Origin of the sequence: Persicitalea jodogahamensis, from assembly GCF_014651615.1 — a bacterium.
GTDB lineage: Bacteria > Bacteroidota > Bacteroidia > Cytophagales > Spirosomataceae > Persicitalea > Persicitalea jodogahamensis.
Genome location: NZ_BMXF01000009.1, coordinates 30,904 through 54,907 on the forward strand (window position 1 = coordinate 30,904; position 24,004 = coordinate 54,907).

General features: G+C 53.7%; 20 protein-coding genes. 15 read left to right on the forward strand and 5 right to left on the reverse strand.

All coding sequences use genetic code 11. The annotated features are described in order from the left end of the window. The first annotated feature begins 217 nt into the window (after positions 1 to 217). From IE117_RS25485 to IE117_RS25535, 11 genes are all read left to right on the forward strand, one after another. Complete coding sequence (locus IE117_RS25485; RefSeq protein ID WP_229581491.1) at positions 218 to 3,295, forward strand: SusC/RagA family TonB-linked outer membrane protein; 3,078 nt, start codon at positions 218 to 220, stop codon at positions 3,293 to 3,295. Between the two features lie 103 nt (positions 3,296 to 3,398). Further along, positions 3,399 to 4,919 (forward strand): SusD/RagB family nutrient-binding outer membrane lipoprotein, encoded by a 1,521-nt coding sequence (locus IE117_RS25490; RefSeq protein ID WP_189568978.1) that lies wholly within the window; start codon positions 3,399 to 3,401, stop codon positions 4,917 to 4,919. Between the two features lie 99 nt (positions 4,920 to 5,018). Next, complete coding sequence (locus IE117_RS25495; RefSeq protein ID WP_189568981.1) at positions 5,019 to 5,930, forward strand: amidohydrolase family protein; 912 nt, start codon at positions 5,019 to 5,021, stop codon at positions 5,928 to 5,930. After that, positions 5,930 to 6,712, forward strand: a complete 783-nt coding sequence (locus IE117_RS25500; protein WP_189568983.1) for an HpcH/HpaI aldolase family protein — start codon at positions 5,930 to 5,932, stop codon at positions 6,710 to 6,712. The genes IE117_RS25495 and IE117_RS25500 overlap by 1 nt, the downstream gene beginning before the upstream one ends. A gap of 153 nt (positions 6,713 to 6,865) precedes the next feature. After that, positions 6,866 to 8,311 carry a GntP family permease gene (locus IE117_RS25505; protein WP_189568986.1) on the forward strand — a complete coding sequence of 482 codons (1,446 nt, stop codon included), beginning with the start codon at positions 6,866 to 6,868 and terminating at the stop codon, positions 8,309 to 8,311. Positions 8,312 to 8,466: 155 nt separating this feature from the next. Then, on the forward strand, positions 8,467 to 9,333 hold the full coding sequence (locus IE117_RS25510; protein WP_189568989.1) for an NAD(P)-dependent oxidoreductase: 867 nt from the start codon (positions 8,467 to 8,469) through the stop codon (positions 9,331 to 9,333). A gap of 58 nt (positions 9,334 to 9,391) precedes the next feature. Then, entirely contained in the window at positions 9,392 to 10,504 is a 1,113-nt protein-coding gene (locus IE117_RS25515) for a mannonate dehydratase (protein WP_189568991.1), read from the forward strand. Between the two features lie 115 nt (positions 10,505 to 10,619). Then, the gene (locus IE117_RS25520; protein ID WP_189568994.1) at positions 10,620 to 11,909 is read left to right on the forward strand and encodes an enolase C-terminal domain-like protein; all 1,290 of its coding nucleotides are present in this window, start codon (positions 10,620 to 10,622) and stop codon (positions 11,907 to 11,909) included. Between the two features lie 83 nt (positions 11,910 to 11,992). Further along, positions 11,993 to 12,871: a bifunctional transcriptional activator/DNA repair enzyme AdaA gene (locus IE117_RS25525; RefSeq protein WP_189568997.1), complete on the forward strand. Its 879-nt coding sequence runs from the start codon at positions 11,993 to 11,995 to the stop codon at positions 12,869 to 12,871. A gap of 386 nt (positions 12,872 to 13,257) precedes the next feature. Beyond that, positions 13,258 to 13,851 carry a Crp/Fnr family transcriptional regulator gene (locus tag IE117_RS25530; RefSeq protein ID WP_189569000.1) on the forward strand — a complete coding sequence of 198 codons (594 nt, stop codon included), beginning with the start codon at positions 13,258 to 13,260 and terminating at the stop codon, positions 13,849 to 13,851. A gap of 121 nt (positions 13,852 to 13,972) precedes the next feature. Continuing rightward, a complete protein-coding gene (locus IE117_RS25535; protein ID WP_189569003.1) occupies positions 13,973 to 14,593 on the forward strand; it encodes a hypothetical protein in 621 nt (206 codons plus the stop codon). 14 nt (positions 14,594 to 14,607) lie between these two features. On the opposite strand, the gene IE117_RS25540 is transcribed toward IE117_RS25535, so the two are convergent. Beyond that, a complete protein-coding gene (locus IE117_RS25540; RefSeq protein ID WP_189569006.1) occupies positions 14,608 to 15,327 on the reverse strand; it encodes an SGNH/GDSL hydrolase family protein in 720 nt (239 codons plus the stop codon). A 322-nt stretch (positions 15,328 to 15,649) separates the two neighbouring features. On the opposite strand from IE117_RS25540, the gene typA reads away from it, so the two are divergent. Further along, positions 15,650 to 17,464, forward strand: coding sequence for a translational GTPase TypA (gene typA, locus IE117_RS25545; protein ID WP_189569009.1), 1,815 nt, complete (start codon positions 15,650 to 15,652; stop codon positions 17,462 to 17,464). A gap of 113 nt (positions 17,465 to 17,577) precedes the next feature. Here typA and IE117_RS25550 read toward each other — a convergent pair whose 3' ends face one another. After that, positions 17,578 to 18,018, reverse strand: coding sequence for an NUDIX domain-containing protein (locus IE117_RS25550; protein WP_189569012.1), 441 nt, complete (start codon positions 18,016 to 18,018; stop codon positions 17,578 to 17,580). Between the two features lie 162 nt (positions 18,019 to 18,180). Here IE117_RS25550 and IE117_RS25555 point away from each other — a divergent pair, with 162 nt between their 5' ends. Further along, on the forward strand, positions 18,181 to 18,942 hold the full coding sequence (locus tag IE117_RS25555) for a ThuA domain-containing protein (RefSeq protein WP_189569014.1): 762 nt from the start codon (positions 18,181 to 18,183) through the stop codon (positions 18,940 to 18,942). 39 nt (positions 18,943 to 18,981) lie between these two features. Here IE117_RS25555 and lpcA read toward each other — a convergent pair whose 3' ends face one another. Next, positions 18,982 to 19,590 (reverse strand): D-sedoheptulose 7-phosphate isomerase, encoded by a 609-nt coding sequence (gene lpcA / locus IE117_RS25560; RefSeq protein ID WP_229581487.1) that lies wholly within the window; start codon positions 19,588 to 19,590, stop codon positions 18,982 to 18,984. A 3-nt stretch (positions 19,591 to 19,593) separates the two neighbouring features. Then, positions 19,594 to 21,324 carry a hypothetical protein gene (locus IE117_RS25565; RefSeq protein WP_189569017.1) on the reverse strand — a complete coding sequence of 577 codons (1,731 nt, stop codon included), beginning with the start codon at positions 21,322 to 21,324 and terminating at the stop codon, positions 19,594 to 19,596. Positions 21,325 to 21,570: 246 nt separating this feature from the next. Here IE117_RS25565 and corA point away from each other — a divergent pair, with 246 nt between their 5' ends. Both corA and IE117_RS25575 read left to right on the forward strand, forming a co-directional pair. Then, a complete protein-coding gene (gene corA, locus IE117_RS25570) occupies positions 21,571 to 22,515 on the forward strand; it encodes a magnesium/cobalt transporter CorA (RefSeq protein WP_189569020.1) in 945 nt (314 codons plus the stop codon). Between the two features lie 49 nt (positions 22,516 to 22,564). Further along, positions 22,565 to 23,116 (forward strand): GNAT family N-acetyltransferase, encoded by a 552-nt coding sequence (locus IE117_RS25575; protein ID WP_189569023.1) that lies wholly within the window; start codon positions 22,565 to 22,567, stop codon positions 23,114 to 23,116. 36 nt (positions 23,117 to 23,152) lie between these two features. Here IE117_RS25575 and IE117_RS25580 read toward each other — a convergent pair whose 3' ends face one another. Beyond that, positions 23,153 to 23,995, reverse strand: a complete 843-nt coding sequence (locus tag IE117_RS25580; protein ID WP_189569026.1) for an FkbM family methyltransferase — start codon at positions 23,993 to 23,995, stop codon at positions 23,153 to 23,155. Positions 23,996 to 24,004: the final 9 nt, after the last annotated feature.

Consider the following 24,004-nt stretch of genomic DNA (forward strand, 5'->3'; position numbering starts at 1 on the left):
TTACGAAGCAAGTCTGGAACAGAACCTCGACAGAATACTGCGGGCGGCCAATCTGAACTACAAAAAAGTAAAAAGCGATACCTACGTAATTCTGGCCAACAGGAAGACATCACAGAACTCGCCCTCGGAAGTGGGGAGCCCACAAGAGATGGCCAGAGTCGAAAGCATTCCGGAGGCGGATATTTCACCGCTGGCTAGCCCGGGAAAGGTTGAGATCATGGTGCAGGTGGTTCGGGGAAAAGTAACGGAGGAAAACGGTGGCGGACTGCCGGGCGTGAGCGTTCTGCTGAAAGGTACCCAACGCGGTACCACTTCGGATGCTGACGGAGACTTCCAGCTGGAAGTACCTGACGCGGCCTCGGTGCTGGTGTTCAGCTATGTCGGTTACCAGAGCCAGGAGGTAGTGGTAGGTAACCAGACCACCATCACGGTATCGCTGGTACCTGAGAGTAAGGCGTTGCAGGAAGTCGTGGTCACGGCATTGGGAATCAAGAAGCAGGCGAAAAGTTTGGGGTATGCCACCGCCACCGTGTCGCCGGAAGAAATGACGATCAACCGTACGGCAAACTTCATGAATGCACTGCAGGGCAAAATGGCGGGAGTCAACATTACGCCGCTGGGTTCGGGGCCGGCCGGGACGAGTAAGATCAGGATTCGCGGGCAGTCGTCGTTCGGCGGCAACAACTCGCCGCTGATTGTGGTCAATGGCGTGCCCATCGACAATACCAACAACGGCGCACGCGGCGACGTGAGCGAGCGCGGCAGCAACCGTACCTCCGACGGCGGCGACGGCCTGAGCAGCATCAACCCCGACGACATCGAGAGCATGACCGTGCTGAAAGGTGCGGCGGCTTCGGCCCTGTACGGCTCCCGCGCCAAGGATGGTGTCATTATGATTACGACCAAAACACGCGGCGCGGGTTCAGGGGTATCGTTGACTTATAACACTAACTACACCACCGAAACGCCGCTGGATTACACGGATTACCAGTACGAATACGGCCAGGGCGAGAACGGCGTGCGGCCCACTACGGCCTTCCCGGCCACGGGGCAGTGGAGTTTTGGCGAGAAATTCGCGCCCGGCATGACGCAGGTACTTTTCGACAACCTGACGGTTCCCTACGAACCCGTCCGCAACCACGTCACGGACTACTACCGCAAGGGCTCGACCTTTACCAACACCCTTACACTGGCCTCGGGCGGCGACAACGGCGGGTTCAGCCTGTCGGTGTCCAATCTGGACAACAAGACCATTCTGGAAACCTCAGGCTACCACCGCCGGACGGTCAACCTCGGCTTCACGCAGACGGTCGCTAAAAAGCTGGTCGTGTCGGGCAACATCAACTACTCCAACGAGTATCGCAAAAACCCGCCCAACATCGCCGAGCAGGATTACAGCCCGGTCGTGATTTATAATATGGCCAATTCGATGCCGCTGGAATTGCTGGAACAGAATGCCTCCGATGAGAACGGAAACGAAGTGCGCTGGTCGCGCTTCACCAACCGTACCAATCCCTACTTCTCGCTCAAACGCTTCGACAACATCCGTAACGACCGCGTGTTCGGCAACCTGACGGCCCGCTACAACTTCACGGACTGGCTTTTCCTGCAGGGACGCGTCGGGCAGGACTACTACTCCCGCGAGCAGGATTACAACCTGCCTACCGGCACGCAGCGGCAGCCTGCCGCCCCGGCCGGTTTCGTCAATGGGCAGTACGTGCAGGACGCCCGCAGCGTGCGTGAGCTCAACACGGATTTTCTGCTTGGTGTCAACAAAACGTTCGGTGTATTTGGCGTAAACGTCAATGCGGGCGGCAACCAGATGTACCGCCGGATTAGCCGTCACAATGTGTTCATTCAGGATTTTTACGTCCGTGATCTTTATACCATCGGCAACGGACGCCAACGCGAGCCGAGCTATGAGTTCACGGAACGTAAGGTCAATTCGCTGTATGCTTCGGCGGAGGTCTCTTTCCGGGACTATCTGTTTATCAATGGCACGGCCCGCAACGATTGGTTCTCAACGCTATCACCCGCCAACCGGAGTATTCTGTACCCGTCCGTCACGGCTAGCTTTGTGTTCTCACAGGCATTTGCCACAGCGCTACCCGCCTGGATTAACTTTGGCAAAATCAGGGCGGGCTACGCCGAGGTGGGCAGCGACACCGATGTGTCGCCTTATGCCAACAATCTTTTTTACAACATCGACCCGCAGCAGTTTCCCTCGCCCAATGGCACGGGTCAGCCGCTCGCTAACATCAGCGGTACTACGGTTCCCAACGCCAACCTGCGGCCCATGCGGGTTTCGGAGAAAGAATTTGGTCTGGAGTTGAAAATGTTCAACAACCGCGTGGGGCTGGACCTGACCTATTACGACAAGCTTTCCTCTGACCAAATTCTCCGCGCCCAGACTTCCGACGCGGGCGGATACCTCACGCAGTTGATTAATGTAGGTCAAAGCCAGAACCGGGGTTTGGAAATGCTGGTGAATCTGGTACCCCTCAAGACGCAGGATTTTAACTGGAATCTGATCTTCAACGCTGCCTACAACAAGACAAAAGTCCTGAATCTGGGCGACGATGTCAGCGACAATTCCATCACCGTCGGCACGGGTGAGTTCACGGGCGAGTTGCGGCAGGTCGTGGGCCAGCCGCTGGGCCAGCTCTATGGCTTCGGTTACCTGCGCGATGAGCAGGGAAGGCAGGTTTTCGACGTGGGCAATGGCAGGGCCCTCCGCACACCCACCCAGATTGCCTTCGGCAGCGCATTGCCGCTATGGGTAGGAGGCATCACCAATGGGTTCGACTACAAGGGAATCAGCGCCTCCTTTTTGGTAGATTTCAAACTGGGCCACAAGATGATCTCCGGCACCAACTTCAATGCCTGGCGGCACGGGCTGCACAAGGGAACGCTGCCGGGCCGCGAGGATGGTTTCGTAATCGGTGAAGGGGTGAATCCCAACGGAGAAACCAACCAGACCAAATCTGGCGTGCAGGCGTATTACGAAACGGTACGGTCGCAGAATATTGCCGAAGAATTCGTCTATAACGCAGGCCTGTGGCAACTGCGCCAAATCACGGTCGGTTATGATTTTACAAGATTCCTGACCTCGGTCCGCTTCATCAAAGGCCTTCGTGTGAACGCCGTAGCCAACAACGTGTCGGTCCTGAAAAAATGGGTGCCCAATATTCATCCCGAGCAATTCGGCTTCCCATCCGACAATCTGGTGGGACTGGAAGCCACGGGTTTGCCCGTCACGAGGAGCGTGGGCTTTAATGTTAACGTCAAATTTTAATTGGGAATTAGGGAATGTGGAATATTGCTCTCGCCAGATACTTAGGGTCCAAATTATTCCGACATTCTCTAATTCTGACATTCCATAATCCCATATTGAAATCATGAAAAAACTACTCATACTCCTCCTCGCCACGCTCTTCGCCACCTCCTGCGATAAGGGCTTCGACGAGCTGAACGTCAACCCTAACGCTTTGACCAAAGTGGACCCGGGTTTTCAATTCAACACGGCAGTGGTCAACAGCGCTTTTGCCTATAGCAATCTGCAATACGAGACCATTATCGTCAAGCAGATGATCAACCCGTTCAGCGGCGTGGGAGCCGCCGGGCAGTATAATCAGGACAACCGGGGCGTGACGGCCGCCAACTGGCAACGCTACTACCGTAACGTGATCCGCGAACTGGTGGACGTCGTCAACCAAACCAAAGACGTTCCCGCCCGCTCGAACCTGTACAACATGGCCCGCATCTGGAAAGCCTACTCGTTCATGGTGCTGACCGACACATACGGCGACATTCCTTACACCGAAGCGGGCAAAAGCTACCTCGAAGGCATTGTGGCCCCGGCCTACGACGCACAGGAGCAGATATATAACGATCTTTTGCAGGAACTCGAAACAGCCTGTGCAGCGCTCGATGCCTCAAAAGCGAGAGTCACTACCGATGTATTGTACGGTGGTGATATCATCAAATGGAAGCGATTCGGCTACTCGCTGCTCTTGCGCGGTGGAATGCGACTCTCCAAGATCAACCCCGGCAAGGCCGCCGAAATCGTGGCCAAAGCCGTGGCGGGCGGCGTGATGCAGTCCAACGACGACAACGCACTGCTGCGTCACACCGCTAATTTTTCCAACCCGGTGGGGGCACAGTTAAACGGCGGTCAGGCCGATTTCTTCTATCTGGCTAAGGATTTTGTGGATTATCTCAAAAATAACAACGACCCGCGCCTGGCGTCCATTGCTGTGCGCTATGCGGGAGCCAAAAGCGCCGTAGATCAGAAAGAAGCCAATGCCAACCGCAGTCCGGCAGTACAAATCGGGATGCCGCTCGGCTACGATAACACCACCGTTTCGACGGCGGTGAAGGCCGACGGCATCGTCAGTCTCTACGATTACAGCCAACTCGACCGCAGCCGCCTGGCGGGACTGCTGAGCCCCACGATTTTTGTGACCTACGCCCAGACCCAACTCTTGCTGGCCGAAGCCGCGGTGCGCAAGTGGACGACGGGCGATGCTGCCAAATTCTTCGCCAACGGCATTCAGGCGCACATGAAGCAACTGGCCCTATACGGCGCCTCATCAGCCGTGTCCGATGCCGCTGTCAACACTTACCTGCAAGCTCATCCGCTGGAAGCTGGCAGGGAGCTGGAACAAATCAACACCCAATACTGGGTGGCCTCCTTCCTGAACGGGCCGGAAGCCTGGGCTAATTTCCGCCGTAGCGGCTTCCCAAACCTACCGCCCAACCCTTTTCCTGGGACTGATCTGAAAACCGAGCAATTCATCCGCCGCCTCACCTACACCGACGCCGAACTGAATGTCAACCGCAACAACGTACAAGCCGCCATATCAAGACAAGGACCTGATTTGTTGGATACCAGGGTTTGGTGGGACAAGAAACTTTAATTTGGAATTAGTGAATGTCGGCATGGGGAGTATTGCTTTCACCGGTTATCTAAACTATTCCGACATTCACTAATTCGCTGATTCCAAATTGTTAAAAGCATGAATGTTACCCACCCCACCCGCCGCCAGATGCTCCGCACCACGCTGGGCATCGGCGCGGCGCTAAGTGTAGCGGGGAGAAACCAGGCGAAAGCAACTCGCCCTGAACCCGTCATCGAATGGAACGCCCACATTTTCAGCCCGAACCTGGAAAAGTACCCGCTCCACCCGAAGGCAGCGTATGCGCCCGATGTCTCCATTCATCCTGCTGATCCGCTCGCCAAGTACTTGCAACATCTGGATGAAGAAGGCATTGACCGCGCTGTCATCGTTCATCCCGAACCCTACGGCGACGACCACCGCCTTATGCTCGACTGTCTGCAACGGGAGCCTCAGCGACTGCGCGGCACCAGCCTTTTTTACCCCAAAGACCCCGAAGCACCCGCCAAACTGGTGGCACTGGTCAAAAAAGAACCGCACATCGTCTCCACCCGCTTCCACGCGCACCGGGGCAAGGAAAACTACCTCGACACCTTCGCCGACACGGGCGTGAGGGCGCTGTGGAAGCAAGCCGTGGACTTGGGTTTGGTCATCGAACTGCACATCGGCCCGAATTATGCCCGGCAAGCGGGCGAAGCCATCAAAGCGTTTCCGGGCTGTAAAGTCCTGATCGACCACCTCGCCGAGCCGCACATGGGAACGGGCGTGGAATTCGCCGACGTGCTGGATCTGGCGAAGTACCCCAATGTCTACATGAAACTATCGGGCCTGGGTCATTTCGCCAAAGATGAACCTTACTACGACAGCGCACTTTCGTTTACCAATCGGGTAATCAAGGAGTTTGGCCCCGAGCGGATGGTGTGGGGGAGCGGCTCGCCAAAGATCGTCAATATACATATGAGTGGATATTCCGAGAGAGAGCGGGCGATGGTGAAAGGGGGAAATATCCGTAAACTGCTCGCCTGGAATTGATGAAAAACTTAAAACAACGCCTCAAGAATGGCGAAACCCTTCACGGCTGCTGGCTTAATTTGGGTAGTTCGCTTACGGCCGAGATTGTCGGCCTGGCGGGCTTCGACTGGGTACTGATCGATCTGGAACATGGCGCGGGAACCGAAAAGGATGTACTTGCCCAGCTTCAGGCCCTCGAATCCACCCCGGCCGGGGTAATTGTGCGGGTGGAAAGTGCCGAAAGCCAGCGCATTCACCGGGTACTTGACATGGGGGCGGAAGGCATCATGTGCCCCAAAGTCAACTCGCCTGAAGAGGCCCGGAAAGTGGTGAGCGGCCTGCATTACCCGCCACATGGCCACCGGGGCGTGGCCAAGATGGTGCGGGCCACGCAGTTTGCGCAAAATTTTGATAGCTACTACCAAAACTCCCGTGAAAACCTGCTCGGCGTCGTGCAGATCGAAACCGCCGAAGTACTCAATCATCTCGATGAAGTAGCCAATATCGACGGCGTGGACGTACTGTTCATCGGCCCCGCCGACCTTTCGATGGAGCTCGGAATTTTTGGCCAGTTCGATCATCCGATGTTTAAAGAAGCCGTACAAAACACCATCGCCGCTGCCCAAAAAGCGGGCAAGGCCACCGGAATCCTCTTTTTCAATCCCGAAGAATATCATAACTACCACCAACTAGGCATACGATTGATTGCCTGCGGCGCCGACGCCACCTTCGTCGCCAATGGCGCGAGAGCAATGGCGCAGAAACTTGCAGAAATGCGAGGGAAGGGCGACTCTGGATTTTAGAAGTTGGATATATTCAAATTCTTTGGCCAAGGGTCTCGTCTCTTTCGTTATGAAAAATCTAAAATAATCAGACTATACAATTTTTGAAGTGCACCGCACGAGCAACACCGGTCTAAAATCCAGATACCAATGTCCAAAGTCTAATTTCCAAAAATGACCGATCCGCTTTTCATCTTATCCGTTGGAGTACTTATCGTCGTAGGCGGCATCATCGGCCTGAAACTACACCCGTTTTTAGCCCTGATCCTCGGTGCGTTGGTCGTGGCGTTCATGACTCCGGCGTTGGCGGTCGAGCAATACGCCCTGGATAAAGGCACCGCTCCGGCGGCCGCTCTCGCTCTTTCCCAAAAGGGCATCGGCGAGCGCATCGCCACCGAATTTGGGAACACCTGCGCCAAGATCGGCATCCTGATCGCGATGGCGGCCATTATCGGCAAATGTTTGCTGGAAAGCGGAGCCGCCGAGCGCATCATTCGTTCCATTCTGCGGCTGACGGGCATCGGCAAAGCCCCCATTGCCTTCCTAACGAGTAGTTTCTTTCTCGGCATTCCCGTTTTTTTCGACACCGTCATATTTCTGATGATGCCGTTGGTGAAGGCAATGGCCCTGCGACTTGGCAAAAACTACCTGCTGCTGGTGATGTGTATCATGGCTGGGGCGGCAATGGCCAATTCATTGGTGCCGCCCGCGCCTGGTCCGCTTTTCCTGATCGGCGAAATGCACATTCCCATCGGGATGATGATGATCGCAGGGGTCATCGTCGGTCTGTTCACCATCACTGCGGGGTACTTTTTCTCCGTGTGGGTGAATGGCAAAATGCCCATCGAGATCCGTGACTCGCTTGATGCTCCGCTGAAAGACATCCGCCTCATTGCTGCCCGCGAGGACCGGGAACTACCCCCGCTGGGCCTGTCGCTGCTGCCCGTGCTGATTCCGCTCGGCTTCATCTGCGCCGATACGGCGATTGGAGCGTTATCCAAGGGCGGCGCACCCTGGGGTGATTCCGCCTTGGCAACGGCGGTAGTCGCTTTCATAGAATTTTTTGGTGATAAAAACATCGCTCTCATTTCGGGCGGCTTCGCAGCTTTGCTGGTGCTTGCCAGTCAGCGGAAGACGAGCAAAGCGGAATTCTCGACCTTTGTCCAGGCCGCGCTGTTAAGCGGTGGCGGCATCATCCTGATCACTGCTGCCGGAGGTGCTTTCGGCGGAATGCTGCAGCAAACGGGCATCAGCACCCGCATCGCCGGCCTGACCGCCGGATACCAAATGGCCCTTATTCCGCTGGCTTTCCTGATTGCCGCCGTGGTGCGCACCGCACAGGGTTCGGCGACGGTGGCCCTCATCACGGCTTCGGGCATTCTGTCAGGCATGGCCACGCAGGGCAATCTGGAATTTCATCCCGTTTACCTGGGACTGGCCATCGGCTGCGGTTCCAAAATTGTCCCGTGGATGAATGATTCAGGTTTTTGGATCGTCTGTAAATTGAGTAACTTGACTGAGAAAGAGGCGCTTAAAACTATTTCGCCGTTACTGGTAGTCATGGGGATTACGGGTTTGGCGGTAATTTTGGTCGGGGCAAAGCTGTTTCCGTTGGTGTAGTTGGGGCTGAATGCAGTAAGCTGTAGGCTTTAAGCCAGGGGCAAATAAATAGCCGACGATAGGTTTTACTAACATGTGATACACAATTCTTTAATACAAATAATTAACCCAAAAAGAAGCCTACAGCCTATGGCTTATGGCCTAAAACACGAAGTATGGAACAAATAGGATTTATCGGACTAGGAATAATGGGCAAACCAATGGCCCTGAATTTGATAAAAGCGGGTTATCCGGTTTCGGTTTTGGAAAGCAGCCACGCTGCCGGGGTACTTACCGAAGCGGGAGCAAAAGCCTTTTCGAACAGCAAAGAGTTGGCGAAGGAAGTGGACGTTGTCATCACGATGCTGCCCGATTCGCCCGAAGTGGAAGAGGTAGTTTCGGGCCAGAACGGTGTGCTGGAAGGCATTCAGTCCGGCACGTTGTTCATTGATATGTCCACCATTTCACCTTCGGTGGCGGTAAAAGTACACGGACTAATGCAGGAAAAAGACGTGGAAGCCCTCGATGCCCCGGTGTCGGGGGGACAGGTCGGAGCCGAAAATGCGGCGCTTTCCATCATGGTGGGCGGTAGTGAAGAAGCTTTCAACCGGGCATTGCCCATTTTCCAGGCGATGGGCAAGAATATTGTCCGCATGGGCGAACCCGGCACGGGCCAAACCACCAAAGCCTGCAACCAGATGATCGTCGGTATGACGATTCAGGCGGTAGGAGAGGCTTTTACCTTAGCCAGCAAAGCGGGCGTGGACTTGGCCAGAATGCGGGAGGCTTTGCTGGGCGGATTCGCCCAAAGCCGTATCCTCGACCTGCACGGACAACGTCTGATCGACCGCAATTTTCAACCTGGTTTTAAAATAAAACTCCATAAAAAAGATATGGGGATCGCTCTCGATGCGGGCAAAGAACACGACGTGGATTTGAAAGGGACCGCCCTGGTCGCCGACCAAATGAAAGCCGCCATCGAACAAGGCTATGGCGAAAAGGACCACAGCGCCCTGGTGCTGCTTTTGGAGGACAAGGCGTAATCCCTATCAATTATCCTCCGTCAACTATCCATTATTTTGAACCTAAACCCTTAAAACCATGAAACGGAAAGATTTTATGAAAGTCCTCGCGGCGGGTTCCGTGGGGGCATCGGCCATCAAGCCCGGACAAGCCCAGGCCCGCCCCGCGCCACCCCGCAAGGTGCTGATGAAAGTCGGCTGCCAGTCGGGCGGCACGACGAAGGAGAACCTCGAACTCAAAGGCCGCTGCGGCGTCTATAACATCGACGGCGGCTCCCCTAAAATCATTCCCGGCAAGGGTTGGGATCTGGAAGACTCGCTGGCCAAGCGCGATGCCTGCGAAAAGTACGGCATCAGCCTCGACGCTTACCACTACCCGCTCACTTCGGCGGGAATCGACCGGGTGGAATACCCGAACATGATGCTGGGCAAAAGTCCGGAACGGGACCGCGAAATAGAGTACCTGCAGCAGATGATTATGGTGGCCGCCAAAACGGGCATCAAAGTACTAAACTACAATACCACGATTCTGCCCGTCCTGCGCACCGGAAAAACCATCGACCCCAAGCGGGGCAATGCTGAGTACAGTACCTGGGTCTGGGAAGAGGCCATCAAACGCAACGATCCTAAAACCGTTGCAGGCGATGTGTCCATTGATCAGATGTTCGAACGCATCACCTATATTCTGGATCGGCTCATTCCCGTGGCGGAGGAGTATAAGATCAAACTGGCCAACCACATCGCCGATCCGCCCGTGCCCGCCGCCTACCGGGGCATCATGCGCTGGAACAGCCCTGATGTCTTCGAGGGAATGAAGCGCTTCGCTCAATTGTACAAAAGCCCTTATCACGGATTTAACTTCTGCATTGGTTCCATCGCCGAGGGGCTCAAAGACCCGCGCACGGAAATCTTGCCCATTATCAAGTACTTTGGCGATCGTAATCAGATTTTCAACATCCACCTGCGCAACATTAAGGGCGGATTTAATAATTTTCAGGAAGTTTATCCCGACAACGGCGACATGAACTTCGTGCAGGTCATCCGCGCTCTGCGTGACGTGGGCTTTGATGGCATGGTCATGCCTGACCACGTCCCCCACCATGAGAACAAAGAAGCCAGCGCCCAGTCATTTGCTTTTTGTTACGGCTACATCAAAGGGCTGTTACAGATGGTGGCGGAGGATGTAGCTTAAAAAATGGGTTAATGGTTAAGGGTGAAAAGGTTAAACGACGTGCTGGCTCATGGCCTAGACTCTTATTTAGCCCTCCTTTAACCATTTTACCGTTAACCTTTTACCCAAAAATAGAATGTCGTTAATAAGAGAAATCGCTATTACTCCCATTGCCATCGTAGATCCACCGCTGCTGAACGCAGCGGGATTGCACGCCCCCTATGCCTTGCGCACGATCGTCGAGATCGTGACGGACGATGGAATTTCGGGAATAAGTGAAATTCCGGGAACGCGGGAGATCGACCTCGCACTGGCCGAAGCGCGGGATTTGTTGATTGGGAAAGATGTGTTTCAACTCAGCGACATCCGCCGGACGCTGGTCGGGCACTTTGGTCACGATACCGCCGCCGAGCGCGGCGTGGCTCCCTGGGATCAGCGGAAGATGGTCCATATTTTCAGCGCCGTGGAGGTGGCTTGTCTGGATATTATCGGCAAAATCATGAATCGCCCGGTCGTGGATCTGCTGGGCGGGCGGATGCGGGACGAAGTACCCTTTTCGGCGTACCTTTTTTACAAATACGAAGGCGCGGGCGGCGAATGGGCTTTCGGCACCGATCCCGACGCGACGGGATGGGCGGCTGCCCGGCAGAAAAGCGCGCTGAATCCCGCAGAAATCGTGGAACAGGCGCGGGCGATGTGCGCCGAATTCGGTTTCCAATCCATCAAATTGAAAGGCGGCGTGTTTGAACCCCGCCAAGAGGTGGACGCTATTTTGGCCCTACGCGAAGCATTCGGGCCGGACGTGCCGCTGCGCATCGACCCTAACGCCTTGTGGAGGGTGGAAACGGCTATCGAGTACGGGAAGGAAATGGAAGGCGTTCTGGAATACCTGGAAGATCCCGTGCGCGGACAGGAAAACATGGCGGCAGTGCGCAAAGCGCTGAAAACGCCGCTGGCTACCAACATGTGCACGACTTCTTTCGAAGACATTCCCCGCAGCATCGAACTGGGTTCGGAGGATATTATCCTCAGCGATCATCACTTCTGGGGTGGACTCCGCGCTTCCATGACGCTCTCGGGCCTTTGCGATACCTTCGGGCGTGGCCTGTCCATGCATTCCAACAGCCACCTCGGCATTTCACTGGCCGCAATGGTGCATCTGGGTGCGGCCTTACCAGAAGTACCCTACGCGCTGGACACCCACTATCCCTGGCAATCGGACGAGGTAATCGTTGGCGGGCGCATGAAGTTTGAGAACGGCGCGGTAAAAGTACCCGACGGGCCCGGCCTGGGTGTGGAACTCGACCGCGACGCCTTGGCCCGGCTGCACCAAAACTACCTGAAATGCGGCCTGACCAAGCGTGACGACCTGGTTGAAATGCGTAAAAAAGTACCGGACTGGGAGTTTATGTTGACGCGCTGGTGATAGGTACTTAACTCAAATTCCGCAAAATCCAGATTGACAAACCTTCCCGGCGGGGGTACTTTTGACCAAAAACAAAAATACCCATGATGGAAGAGCAACCCACCTCCCTGCACGACTACCGGCGCATCGAAAAGGCGATCCGCTTTATCGAAGAAAACTACAAAACCCAGCCCTCGCTGCGGCAGATTGCCGATCATGTTGGGCTGTCGGAGTACCATTTCCAGCGGCTTTTCACGCGTTGGGCGGGGACGAGTCCGCAACGGTTTGTGCGCTTCCTCACCAAGGAATACGCCCGGGAACAGCTGGCTACCTCGGCCAGTTTGCTGGAAACTACCCACGAAGTCGGTCTGTCGAGCCCGAGTCGCCTGCACGACCTGTTCGTGACCTACGAAGCCATGACGCCCGCCGAGTTTCGGGCGCTGGGCGCGGGCGTGTCCATTCGTTACGGCGTCCATGAAACGCCCTTTGGTGAGTGCCTGATCGCCGTGACCGAGCGCGGGGTTACCGACCTGCGGTTTCTGGACGAAGTGGAGACTATCGAAGACGTCATCACGCAACTACGCCAGGAATGGCCGAGCGCCGACTGCACCTCCGACGCCGCGGCTACGCTTCCCTACATTCGGCAATTATTTTATACCGCAGACGACCTCACCCAGCCGCTGCCCGTGCTGCTGCGCGGTACCAATTTCCAGATTAAAGTCTGGCAGGCTCTGCTGCGGATTCCGGCGGGGCGGCTCGTCAGCTACGACGACGTGGCGCGCTCCATCGGCCAGCCCACCGCCTCGCGCGCCGTGGGCACCGCCATCGGCAGTAACCGCATCGCCTACCTTATCCCCTGCCACCGCGTTTTGCAAAAATCAGGTGGTCTGGGCGGCTATCGTTGGGGTACCGCCAGGAAGCAAGCGATGATGGGGTACGAGGCGGGGCAGTTGCCAGTAGTGGGGCAGGGGGAGTTGTTTTGATTTGAGAACATGGTTTATTGATATCTTTTGTCTTTGAAACATCTTTCACTGCTTATGCTCTCTGATCAATTATCTATACCGAATTGCTACGAAAGGGTACTCATGGGGCGGCAACTTCAAGATTCTGGTATTCAGAAACTCTCAATGCTGTAGGTGATCGAGCAGCTACCAGCAAAGCGCACCTTTGCCCAACGTCCTGTACTTAAGAATTTGGGCATTTCGCGTAGCGAACAGACCGTTTATCCCAAACGGGCCTCCTTTTCTACCGGCCTTTTGCCGATTAATGGCAAGTTTTAGGATGAATGCAGCCCCGCAGCCGAGTATGGAGTTATCAGGCGGCATCGGGATTTTCATCAGGTAGTTATCAGAAAGACTTACGCACAAGTATGGAAAACGAACTCTTCGCCTTCATTTCAAACTATATGCCGCTTTCGGAAGCCGAAAAAGAGGCGATCACCGATCTGGCCCTGATCAGGACGTATCAGAAGGGGACCGTTCTACTGGAAGCAGGTGATATTTCCCCCGATGGGTACTTTGTTTTAAAAGGTTGTTTGAGAAGCTACTACATTATTGATGGCGAGGAGAGAACCACCAGTTTCTACACTGAATTCGACTCTTTCGCGCCATTGAGCCTCGTCACCAAAAAACCGTCGGAGCAGTATTTGTCCTGCGTGGAGGACTGCATCCTTACCGTAGGCAATCCTGAAATGGAAAAAGCCATGTTTGAGAAATTCCCCCGCTTCGAGACGCTTTGCCGGATCATGTCGGAAGAGTTACTGGCTAAGAATCAAGTCTCATTCGATGATTTCAAGACTTCTACCCCTGAACAGCGTTACCTGGAATTTCTCAAATCGAGACCCGACCTGGTGCAGCGCGTGCCGCAGTACCAGTTGGCGAGCTACCTGGGAATGACACCACAGTCGCTGAGCCGAATTCGCAAACGATTGGTCACTAAAACCAAAGCTTCCCCGGCCCACTGAAGGCGATCGGCGAGATATGTTTCTCTTTTGAATACTCCCTCGTTTCTTAACTTAAGTGAACGAGATGAGCCACACGCTCCCCCTAATTTTGCAGTAATATTTCACCGAAAAATATACTGCCATGAAAATCAAGTTGCTCCTTTTATCCATGCTTTTCGCGACTGGCTTAACCGATGCCCACAGCCAAACGCAACCTCAGGACTCCACCTACCGAAAGTTCTACGTCGGAAGTACCTTTTTTGTACTGGTAAATCTGGTTCCCGTCAACAATCCGCCCGATTTTGCGCAACTGAACTTTGGCTACCGCATCACACCCAAGGATGTCGTTTCGGTCGAGGCCAAGACCTGGAAGTACGCCTGGCCGCTGGGGATTCCTTACGGAAGTTCGTTCGAGGCCCCTGCAGAAAAGTACCCCGGCTACGTGCGGTCGTATGGCGTGGCGCTCGTTTACCAGCGATTTTTATGGAAAGGTGCCTACGCTGCCGTTCATGCCATGAATAGTTTGCAAAGCTATACCGGTGAAGACAGCCGCAAAATTCAAAACGGATACCAGTTGTTTATGACTTACCGGCTGGGCTACCATATTCCACTCTTCAAAAACCGGTTTTTCATCGAACCCTCTATCGCCATGACCCAGTGGCCCATCAACACTAACGTGCCTGAGTCGTTCGCTGACCTGGAAAGGAAGTGGAACAGGTACTTTTTATTCGAGCCGGGGCTTCACTTTGGAATTAAGTTTTAGAAGGGTAGTTGGTTTTAAAACCACTTCACCAATTCGTCCGCAACCAGCGCATGTCCTGCTTCGTTGGGGTGATTGCCCTGCGCCATATAGTGGCTCAGGGTATCGCCTTGCTGGCGAACGGCATCGAACGCCCGGTAGCTGTCGACCAGACCGGTCTGATAGCGGACGGCCAATTGTCGAATTTGGTTGGCGTGACGGCGGAGTTCGTTTTCGGGATCACGCATATCTACCTTCAAATCGGGCGTGGGCGTGAGCAATATGACCTTTATGCCTGCCTGCTGTGCCTGCTCGATCATGGCCTGCCAGGATTGTCGTGCTTTTTCCAGTCCAATCCGCCGATCATTGAGGGCGTAATCGATAAAGAGCACGTCGGGTTTGTGAATCAACACATCTTTCTGAAAGCGGGCCGCACCCTGTTCGGAATTTTCGCCCCCGATGGCCGTTATCAGCACGTTGATGACCGCGTAAGGGTAGCGGGTTTTCAGTTTTGCCAGCAACTGATGCGGATAAGCACCCAAAGTATTCACAACCGGCGTTTTGAAGTAGCCCGCCGGAACGCTGTGCCCGTGAAACAGCAGCGTAACTGAACGGTTTTTCGGCCATTCCTTCATTAACTCGCTTTTGATGTCCGTCAGGTAACTGGATTGGTCTGCTATGTGGGACGGCAATGGGAGGAAAGCCGTCAGAAAACCAAAAAGCGCGAAAGCGGCGACCAGCGGGCTGATTTTTTTCATATTAGTTAGCATAGTCATGTAGACGGGTAAACTACTGTATTTTTCCATGACAAACATGCTCTCTTTACAACCTGCCTGGTATATCCTGCCTTCACCCACTCGCTATTTCGAAGCATTTTGCCTAAACGCTGACCCAAATTTTTGCACTTCTCTTAGATGGATGAACGTTTTCGCATTGTTTACGATTAATTAATTGTAAAAATCTGCTATTCAGCCAAAAAGTCTGTACTTTTGCGGCTTGTTTTTGTGGGGCGGAGAACTGGAACTGCTTTCTCTGGCCCAATTGGCTGAAAATATCAACAACTGACCAGGAAAAAAAGAAATGCAATCCATTCGTAACATCGCTATCATTGCCCACGTTGACCACGGCAAAACCACGCTCGTGGACAAAATCATTCATGCTTCCAAGCTGTTTCGCGAAAACCAGGAATTCGACGACCTGATTCTTGACAACAACGACCTTGAGCGTGAGCGCGGCATCACGATTACATCCAAAAACGTATCGGTGCGCTATAAGGATGTTAAAATTAACGTTATCGACACACCGGGCCACGCCGACTTTGGCGGGGAAGTAGAGCGCGTCCTGAAAATGGCCGACGGCGTACTGCTGCTCGTGGATGCCTTCGAGGGACCCATGCCACAGACCCGTTTCGTGTTGGGCAAAGCACTGGAGCTGGGCCTGAAGCCTATCGTGGTAGTCAACAAGGTAGATAAGGAAAACTGCCGCCCCGAGGAAGTACAGGAAAACGTGTTCGACCTGATGTTCAACCTCGGCGGTACCGAGGAGCAGCTTGACTTCGTGACCGTCTACGGTTCGTCGAAGCAAGGCTGGATGGGCCCTGATTGGCAGCATCCTACCGATAACATTACTTTCCTTCTCGATACGATCATCGAGCAGATTCCACCCGCGCCTATCAATGAAGGCACGCCGCAGATGCAAATCACTTCGCTGGACTACAACGCTTTCGTGGGTCGGATTGCCATTGGCCGTCTGCTGCGCGGAACGCTGAAAGAGGGGGCGCAAATGTCACTTTGCAAAGCGGATGGGGTAATCAAGAAAGTGAAAATTAAAGAATTGCAGACTTTCGAGGGCCTGGGTCGTCAGAAAGTGAGTGAAGTGGTAGCGGGCGATATTTGCGCCGTGACGGGCATCGACGACTTCGAGATCGGTGATACCCTTGCTGACCTGGAAAACCCCGAGGCCCTGCCCCGCATCGCGGTGGATGAGCCGACGATGAACATGCTCTTTACGATCAACAACTCACCGTTTTTTGGTAAAGAAGGCAAGTTCGTGACCTCGCGCCACCTGCGCGATCGCCTCATTAAAGAGACAGAGAAAAACCTGGCCCTGCGCGTCGAATCGGGCGGTAGCGAAGACAAATTCCTGGTCTATGGCCGTGGTATTCTGCACCTGTCGGTACTGATTGAAACCATGCGTCGCGAAGGCTACGAATTGCAGGTAGGTCAGCCGCAGGTACTTTTCAAAGAAGATGAAAACGGCAACCGCCTCGAACCCATCGAAACGATGGTCGTGGATGTACCGGAAACTACGGCGGGTAAGGTGATCGAACTGGCCACGCAACGGAAGGGCGAGCTACTGATCATGGAGCCGAAAGGTGACCTGCAGCACCTGGAATTTGAAATTCCGTCGCGCGGACTGATCGGCTTGCGCTCGAATGTGCTTACCGCCACGCAGGGCGAAGCGGTATTGACGCACCGTTTTAAGAGCTTCGAACCTTACCGGGGTGTTATCCCGAGCCGCAGCAGTGGTTCCATTATTTCCAAGGGAACGGGAATGTCTACGGGTTATACCATCGACAAACTACAGGATCGCGGACGTTTCTTCATCGGTCCCGGTGAGGAGATTTACGGTGGTCAGGTAGTAGGCGAACATAACCGCCCGAACGATATCGTGGTGAACCTGCAGGAAGCCAAGAAACTGACCAACATGCGCGCCTCCGGCTCCGACGACGGGCTGCGTATTGCGCCGAAGATCAATTTCTCGCTGGAAGAATCCATGGAATATATCCAGAAAGACGAGTACCTGGAAGTAACGCCCGGCAGCATTCGTATGCGCAAGATTTATCTGGAAGAAACCGACCGCAAGCGCAACGCTGCGAAGTTGGAAATGGCGTAAGGGCTCGGTCCGTCGCACGGTTGGCTAACGGTTTTCGGCCACCGACCTTTTTATAACGCTGACAGGATTTGTAAATCCTGTCAGCGTTTTTTGTTTGGCCCAACTACCCGAATTTATTCTACGTAGGGCTGGTCGATTCTTCCCAGATACGCGCCGCGCAATGCTCCGGCCAGCAGTGCTTTTATTTCTTCTCCGATATTGGGGTAAAGGTGCTTGCTGGGTAAATCGTCGATGGCAAGCCATTCGACGGACAGGGCCGAAGTGTGCTCGGGGTTGAGTTGGGGCAAACCCGCGATAAGGTGTACCGCAAAAACGGCGTGGAGGGCATCCTTACGACCGTCTTCCCCGATTACTTCCCCGCACAAGACAAGTTGATCCACCTCAGTTTCCACACCCAATTCTTCTCGTAGTTCCCGCACGATTACTTCTGACAGGCTTTCGCCGGGGTCGGGATTACCGCCCGGCAGGGCATAAACGTCCTGACCTCCGTAACGGTACTTCATGGTCAGGAGGCAATTTCGTTCAATAATGAGGGCGGAGGGGCGGACGCGCATTGGCTGGATTGATTTTTTAGATAAGTGTAAAAGTAAGCCTTCTTCAAATGAGAATTTGAGAAATTAACCAGGAGGAAGAAAGTTAAGATTTGGAGCGAAAGAGTAAAGCGTACCTCTCGCTCGCTTTGACTGATGAAATCATTTCTCTCAAAATTTATCCCGATGAAAAAAAGCTCCATGCTTCTTTGCCTTCTGGCACTCCTGACTTTTTCCGTTCAGGCGGCTCCATTCGCTACTTCTGGCGCCGCTACGCCAGGCGCGACGGCACCCGATGCCATTCTGGTGTTTTCCAAAACGGCAGGGTTCCGTCACAAATCGATTGAAGCGGGCAAAGTGGCTTTGATGAAGCTTGGAGCCGAAAATCGCTTCCAGGTAGATACGACTGAGGATGCTTCGGCTTTTACACTCGACAACCTCAAAAAGTACAAGACGGTGGTATTTCTAAGCACGACGGGCGATATTCTCAATGCGGAACAGCAGGCTGCGTTTGAAAAGTACATTCAGGGCGGTGGTGGTTGGCTGGGTATTCACGCTGCTGCTGACACAGAGTACGACTGGCCCTGGTACAATAAGCTGGCGGGCGCCTATTTTCTCAGCCACCCCAAGCAGCAGAATGTGGATGTGATTGTCTGGAACAAAGTGCATCCTACCACCAGTTTCCTGCCCAATATGTGGCGGCGGTTCGATGAGTTGTACAACTATAAGAGCATCCAACCGGGTATCATCGTGCTTGCCACCCTGGACGAAACCAGCTACGAAGGCGGGAAGAACGGGCGGATGCACCCCTTCATCTGGTATCACGAGTTTGATGGCGGACGTGCCTACTACACGGGCGGAGGCCATACCGACGAATCGTACGTGGAGCCCTTGTTTGTAAAGCACTTGCTGGAAGCCCTCAAATGGACGATGCGGCGGACGAAGTAGAGAAGACGAAGTAGAGATAAGATTTAACGCGCCTTTGCGTCACACGACCATTTTTTCAATAAGCAACATGAAAATGTGGATGACCTTGATGTGAATCTCCTGAATGCGATCCGCGTATCCGAAATGGGGTACGCGGATTTCCACGTCCGCCAGGCCCGCTAGTTTACCGCCATCTTTGCCTGACAGTATCACTACTTTCATGCCCCTGGTACGGGCGGCTTCCACGGCTCGAACGATATTGGCCGAGTTGCCGCTGGTGCTCAGTCCCAGCAGCACATCCCCGGGCTGGCCCAAGCCTTCAACAAAGCGCGAAAACACGAAATCGAAGCCAAAGTCATTGCTCACACAACTCAGGTGGCTGGGGTCGGATATGGCGATGGCGGGCAGCGCGCGGCGGTTGTCGCGGTAGCGGCCCGTAAGTTCTTCGGCAAAGTGCATGGCGTCGCAGTGCGAGCCGCCGTTGCCGCAGGAGATGATTTTATGATTATCCAGAATAGCGCCGGCCATCAGTGCGGCGGCGCGTTCAATGGCTTCAAGTTGCGCAGGATCGCTTAGAAAAGCATCCAGCACCCTTTGTGCTTCGGCAAGTTCCCCAGCGACCAAATCCTGATAATTACCCTTATTCATCGTCAACTGTCCATTGTCCATTGGTTAAAATATTTGCTGGCGATAGGGAATGTTGTATCGTAGCGCAATCGTGTGCAGGCGGGTTTTGCGTACAAACCCATACTGTGGGATTTCTTCCCGCCGCCACATCAGGCGACCGTCCAGAAACAAATTGTGCGTCAGCATATAGGATAGCCGCAGGTCGGTAAGCCGCGTAAACTGAGGGGTACCTTGCGTAAGAAAATTCCCAAAATCATCCACGCGGGTTTCGTAATCCAGCAAAATATTGCCGCCCCAGTTTTTTTCATCAAAGTCCAGCCCTTTATTGGTCCACATCATGGTGCCGTAGGCCGTCAGTCGGGGAATGGGCTTGTAGCGGATAATAGTCAGAAATTCCGTGAAATTCGCGCCCAGCGGGTGCGCCAGCGGCTGCCGCCAGTGGGTGTAGTTGCGCGTACCGTCGCGGTGGGAGTAAGTATAGGGGCGGGCCATGTTGTATTCAGCCTGTAAGTCGAGATTCGGCACGCCGAAGGCATCGACATATTTGGCCCCTATCTGGGTAGCGTACTTCTTTGTCCAGGAGCCGCGGTTACTAAAATAGTACTTGGTCAGGAATTCATCCATCATGAACTGACCGTACACCGACATTCGTTTGGCCAGAAGCCAGCGAAAATCCATCCCCAGCAGGGCATTGTCCTGACTCCCCAGATAAGATTCTACGAAGCGGTAAAATATTATGGGGTTGAGGTAGTTGAGGTCAAAACCGGTATGCGTGCTGTCGGGCCCGAACACCTCTGCCTCAAAAATCCCGATATTGAACCGATCCGAAAGGTTGAGGCTCAGATGGTGCATGGCGGTGTACTTTTTGGTTTTGTACCGGCTGTACCCTCCACCGGGAGTCTGGAAATTGATCATGCTCGACCACAGGTTGGTGTACTGAAACTTGCCCAACTGAGTGGTGATTTTGAGAAAAAGATAAGGGCTGCTGATATCAGACAGCAACATGGAACGGTATCCGCTGCCGATGAAATTCCGGTCGTGGCCAAACTGGACGGCAATGTTTTTCAGGGGCCTGAAAGTGATGTAGCCCCGGGCCGATAGAAAATCGAGGCCAAACCTGCCCGTTGCTTTGGTCAGCCCTTCGCCCGGTGTATTGTACTGGCCAACGTAGTTTCGGACATACCTTGGAAAAATTCCCTGGTTGTCGGCGACAAAGGTGTAAAACCCCAGTTTCTGGTTGATGATACCCCTGATTTCCACCCCCCGGGCCGTAAACCACATGTTTTTGGCTGTATTGGTTTCGGCTCCATAGTAGTTGTCGGAGGCGAAATTCACGTGCAGGTCCACGTCCTCAGTCTGCAGGCTGTACAGATCGGAGGGGTGCTCGAAAAAGGTTCGCTTCCTGACGGGAGCGTCTGTGGAAATGGACCCAAGCCGTGACAGGGCCGCAACCGAATCAGGCATTGACGGCTCGCTGGTCAGCCACTCCCAGCTATCCTGGCGGAGGTAGCCGATTGTGGCGCGATCTACTGAGGTAAGATTGGTAGTCTCCTCAGTGAGGATGCTATCGGTCAGGGCAACTACCGCTTCTCGCTCGAAAGGCTTTACATTGGAATGAAACCCTTCGGTAAACTTGCCTCGCTTGATTTCAAGCCGGTCGATCAGATGGTAAGAGTCGTCGTTGAGCGGGATAAAGGTACTTTGACCGAAACAGTACGAAACTCCCGACAACACGCACACACAACACAGCAGTACTTTATGGATCATTGGATTCATTGGGGCAAATGAGCGCGTGGCCTCATGAACACGAACAGCCTGCACAAAAGGTGCCAAACACACACGCCTGAGCTTAAAAAGTGCCAAACTTAGTTAATCTGTGCCGATAAACGATATAGTTTTTGCTCAAATGCCCGCCATGCTCCCAATTTTTAATGGCTGGAGAAGTTCATCCGGACCTATCCGCATTTGTCCCTATCTTTGAACATAATCAAAAACCCACCTCCTTAAAGCTGAAATCTCAAAATGGTACGCATTTTCTACAAAGAAGGCCGCCTGATCAAGCGTGAAACCGACGTGCGTGAACTGGGCAAGATCGAGCACCCGCTCTGGGTGGATCTGCAGTCGCCCTCGCGGGAGGAGGAGGAGTGGGTGGAAACCAAATGTGACATCGATTTTCAGACACCTCAGGAAATTGTGGAGATTGAAAGCAGCGCGCGGTTTTTCGAGCAGCACGACACGATCAATGCCAACTCCAATTTCCTGCAGATCAACACAAACGGCTACCAAACCTACCCCGTTTCGTTCATTCTGCGGGGTAATGTGCTGTTCACCTACCGCCGCGGCGACTCCAAAACATTTGCCGACACGGTCAAGAAAATGAAAGTCAGCCCCGATACCTTCCAGACGGGTGTGGACTTCATGCTGATGCTGCTCGAAACCCGCATCGAGGCCGACGCCGATTCGCTGGAAGCTATCTCACGCGATATTTCCTCTATCAGCAAAGACCTCATCCGGGAACAGAAGGCGCGGCAGGAGGTGCTGATTCGTATCAGCTCGTTGCAGGAAATCACAATGATGCTGCGCGAAACCTCCATCGACAAACAGCGGGTACTTTCGGGCATACTGCGAAGCCAGTACTTTCCCGAAGACCGCAAGGAGCACCTCCGCATCATCCTGAAAGACATCAGCTCGCTATTGGAATACACCACCTTCAACTTCGAGCGGCTGGAATACCTGCAGAATACCTTCATGGGCCTCATCAACCTTGAACAAAGCCAGGTTATCAAGATTTTCACCGTCGTGACGATCATTTTCATGCCGCCCACGCTCATTGCGGGCATTTTCGGGATGAATTTCGTGTCGCTTCCTACTTCGGGCTGGTCGTGGGGTTTCTGGGCGTCGCTGGTGCTGATGGTACTTTCGTCGTTCGTGGTACTCTGGTTTTTCAGAAAGAAGCGGTGGATTTAAGCACTTGATTTTTTTTAAATCCGAACTTTGGTGCCAAAATATAGCCCGTATGCCCCTCCACTACACTACCACCCGCACCGACGGTGATCTGCACCAAATCTTAGACCTGCAACGTCAGAATCATAAAGCGACTGTACCCCAAGAGGTAAAACACCAGCAAGGCTTCGTAACAGTGCGCCATACCTGGGAGCAACTCAATGCAATGCATCAGGCGACGCCGCAGATTGTCGCAAAAGACGGTGAACAGGTAGTGGCTTACGCCTTGGCTATGCTGCCGGATGCTGCCACGTTAATTCCCGACCTGCAGCCGATGTTTGCGCTTTTTGACAAGATAGTCTGGCAGAAGAAAAGACTGATTGACTACCGCTACTACGTCATGGGCCAGGTGTGCGTGGATGAAGGCTATCGGGGACAGGGCGTGTTCGACGGACTATACCAAAAACACCGCGAGCTGTATCGCTCGGGTTTCGATCTGCTCATTACGGAGGTTTCGGTGGGCAATGCCCGATCGATGCGGGCGCACGAGCGGGTGGGCTTTCGCACCATTCACACCCATGAGGACCACGTGGACACGTGGAATGTGCTGGCTTGGGAGTTTTGAGACTACGCTCCGCCAGCGGCCCGTGGGCTCCTCAATTCAGGCAGTCTCAAAAATCGCGTAGAAGTTGAACGTTTTCCAGCGGTTCATATCTTTGGCTGACTTGATTGGGGTAGTTTCGGCCTGTTCATCGAAATCGGCGAAATAGTACAAAGAATAGCCCAGTCCCGCCACCGTCTCGTATAGTTCCGCCCTTTCGGCCGGCGTGGATCGCTTGAAACACTCCGCCACCAGCACGGGCTTGTATTTCTTCAACAGGCCACCGACCGACTCGATTACCTCCCGGTCGGCTCCTTCCACATCCACTTTGATAAACGAAAGCCGGGGCAGCAATTCAGCGTATTCACGCAGTAGAAAATCTTCCAGAACGATTCCCTGCACTTTCTGGGGCAGTTGGAACGACCCTTGATTGGAAACTACCTCGTTGGAGATTCCCCCGTTACCGAAAGACGCTTCCGAGGAGGCATAACTGAACTCGCCGGCTTCTTTGGTAATGGCGAATGGATAAGGGATGATGTTGGTTTTCTCAGGATTGAGCTTTACGTTGGCTTCCAAAATCTTGTACACCAATGGATTCGGATCGAAGCCCAGGGTGGTACCTTTTTTTCCGGCCGCGAGGGCCATCGGTACGGTCGTGTCACCGATGTTGGTACCAATGTCGATGCAGAGTGAGCCCTCGGGAATAAATTTTTTGAAAAAATTCACCTCCTGCTGCGTGATTGCCTTCGGACGAATAAGAGGGTTTTGCCAATTGGCAAATTGAATTTCACCTTCTTTTTCCAACTGAAAAGTATCGATGGTATGACCGTATTCCTGGGTGTATCGGCGCGCTCTTTTCCTGGATAACTTTTTCGAAATCAACTCTTTCAGATAACTAATCATGGTGTCTTT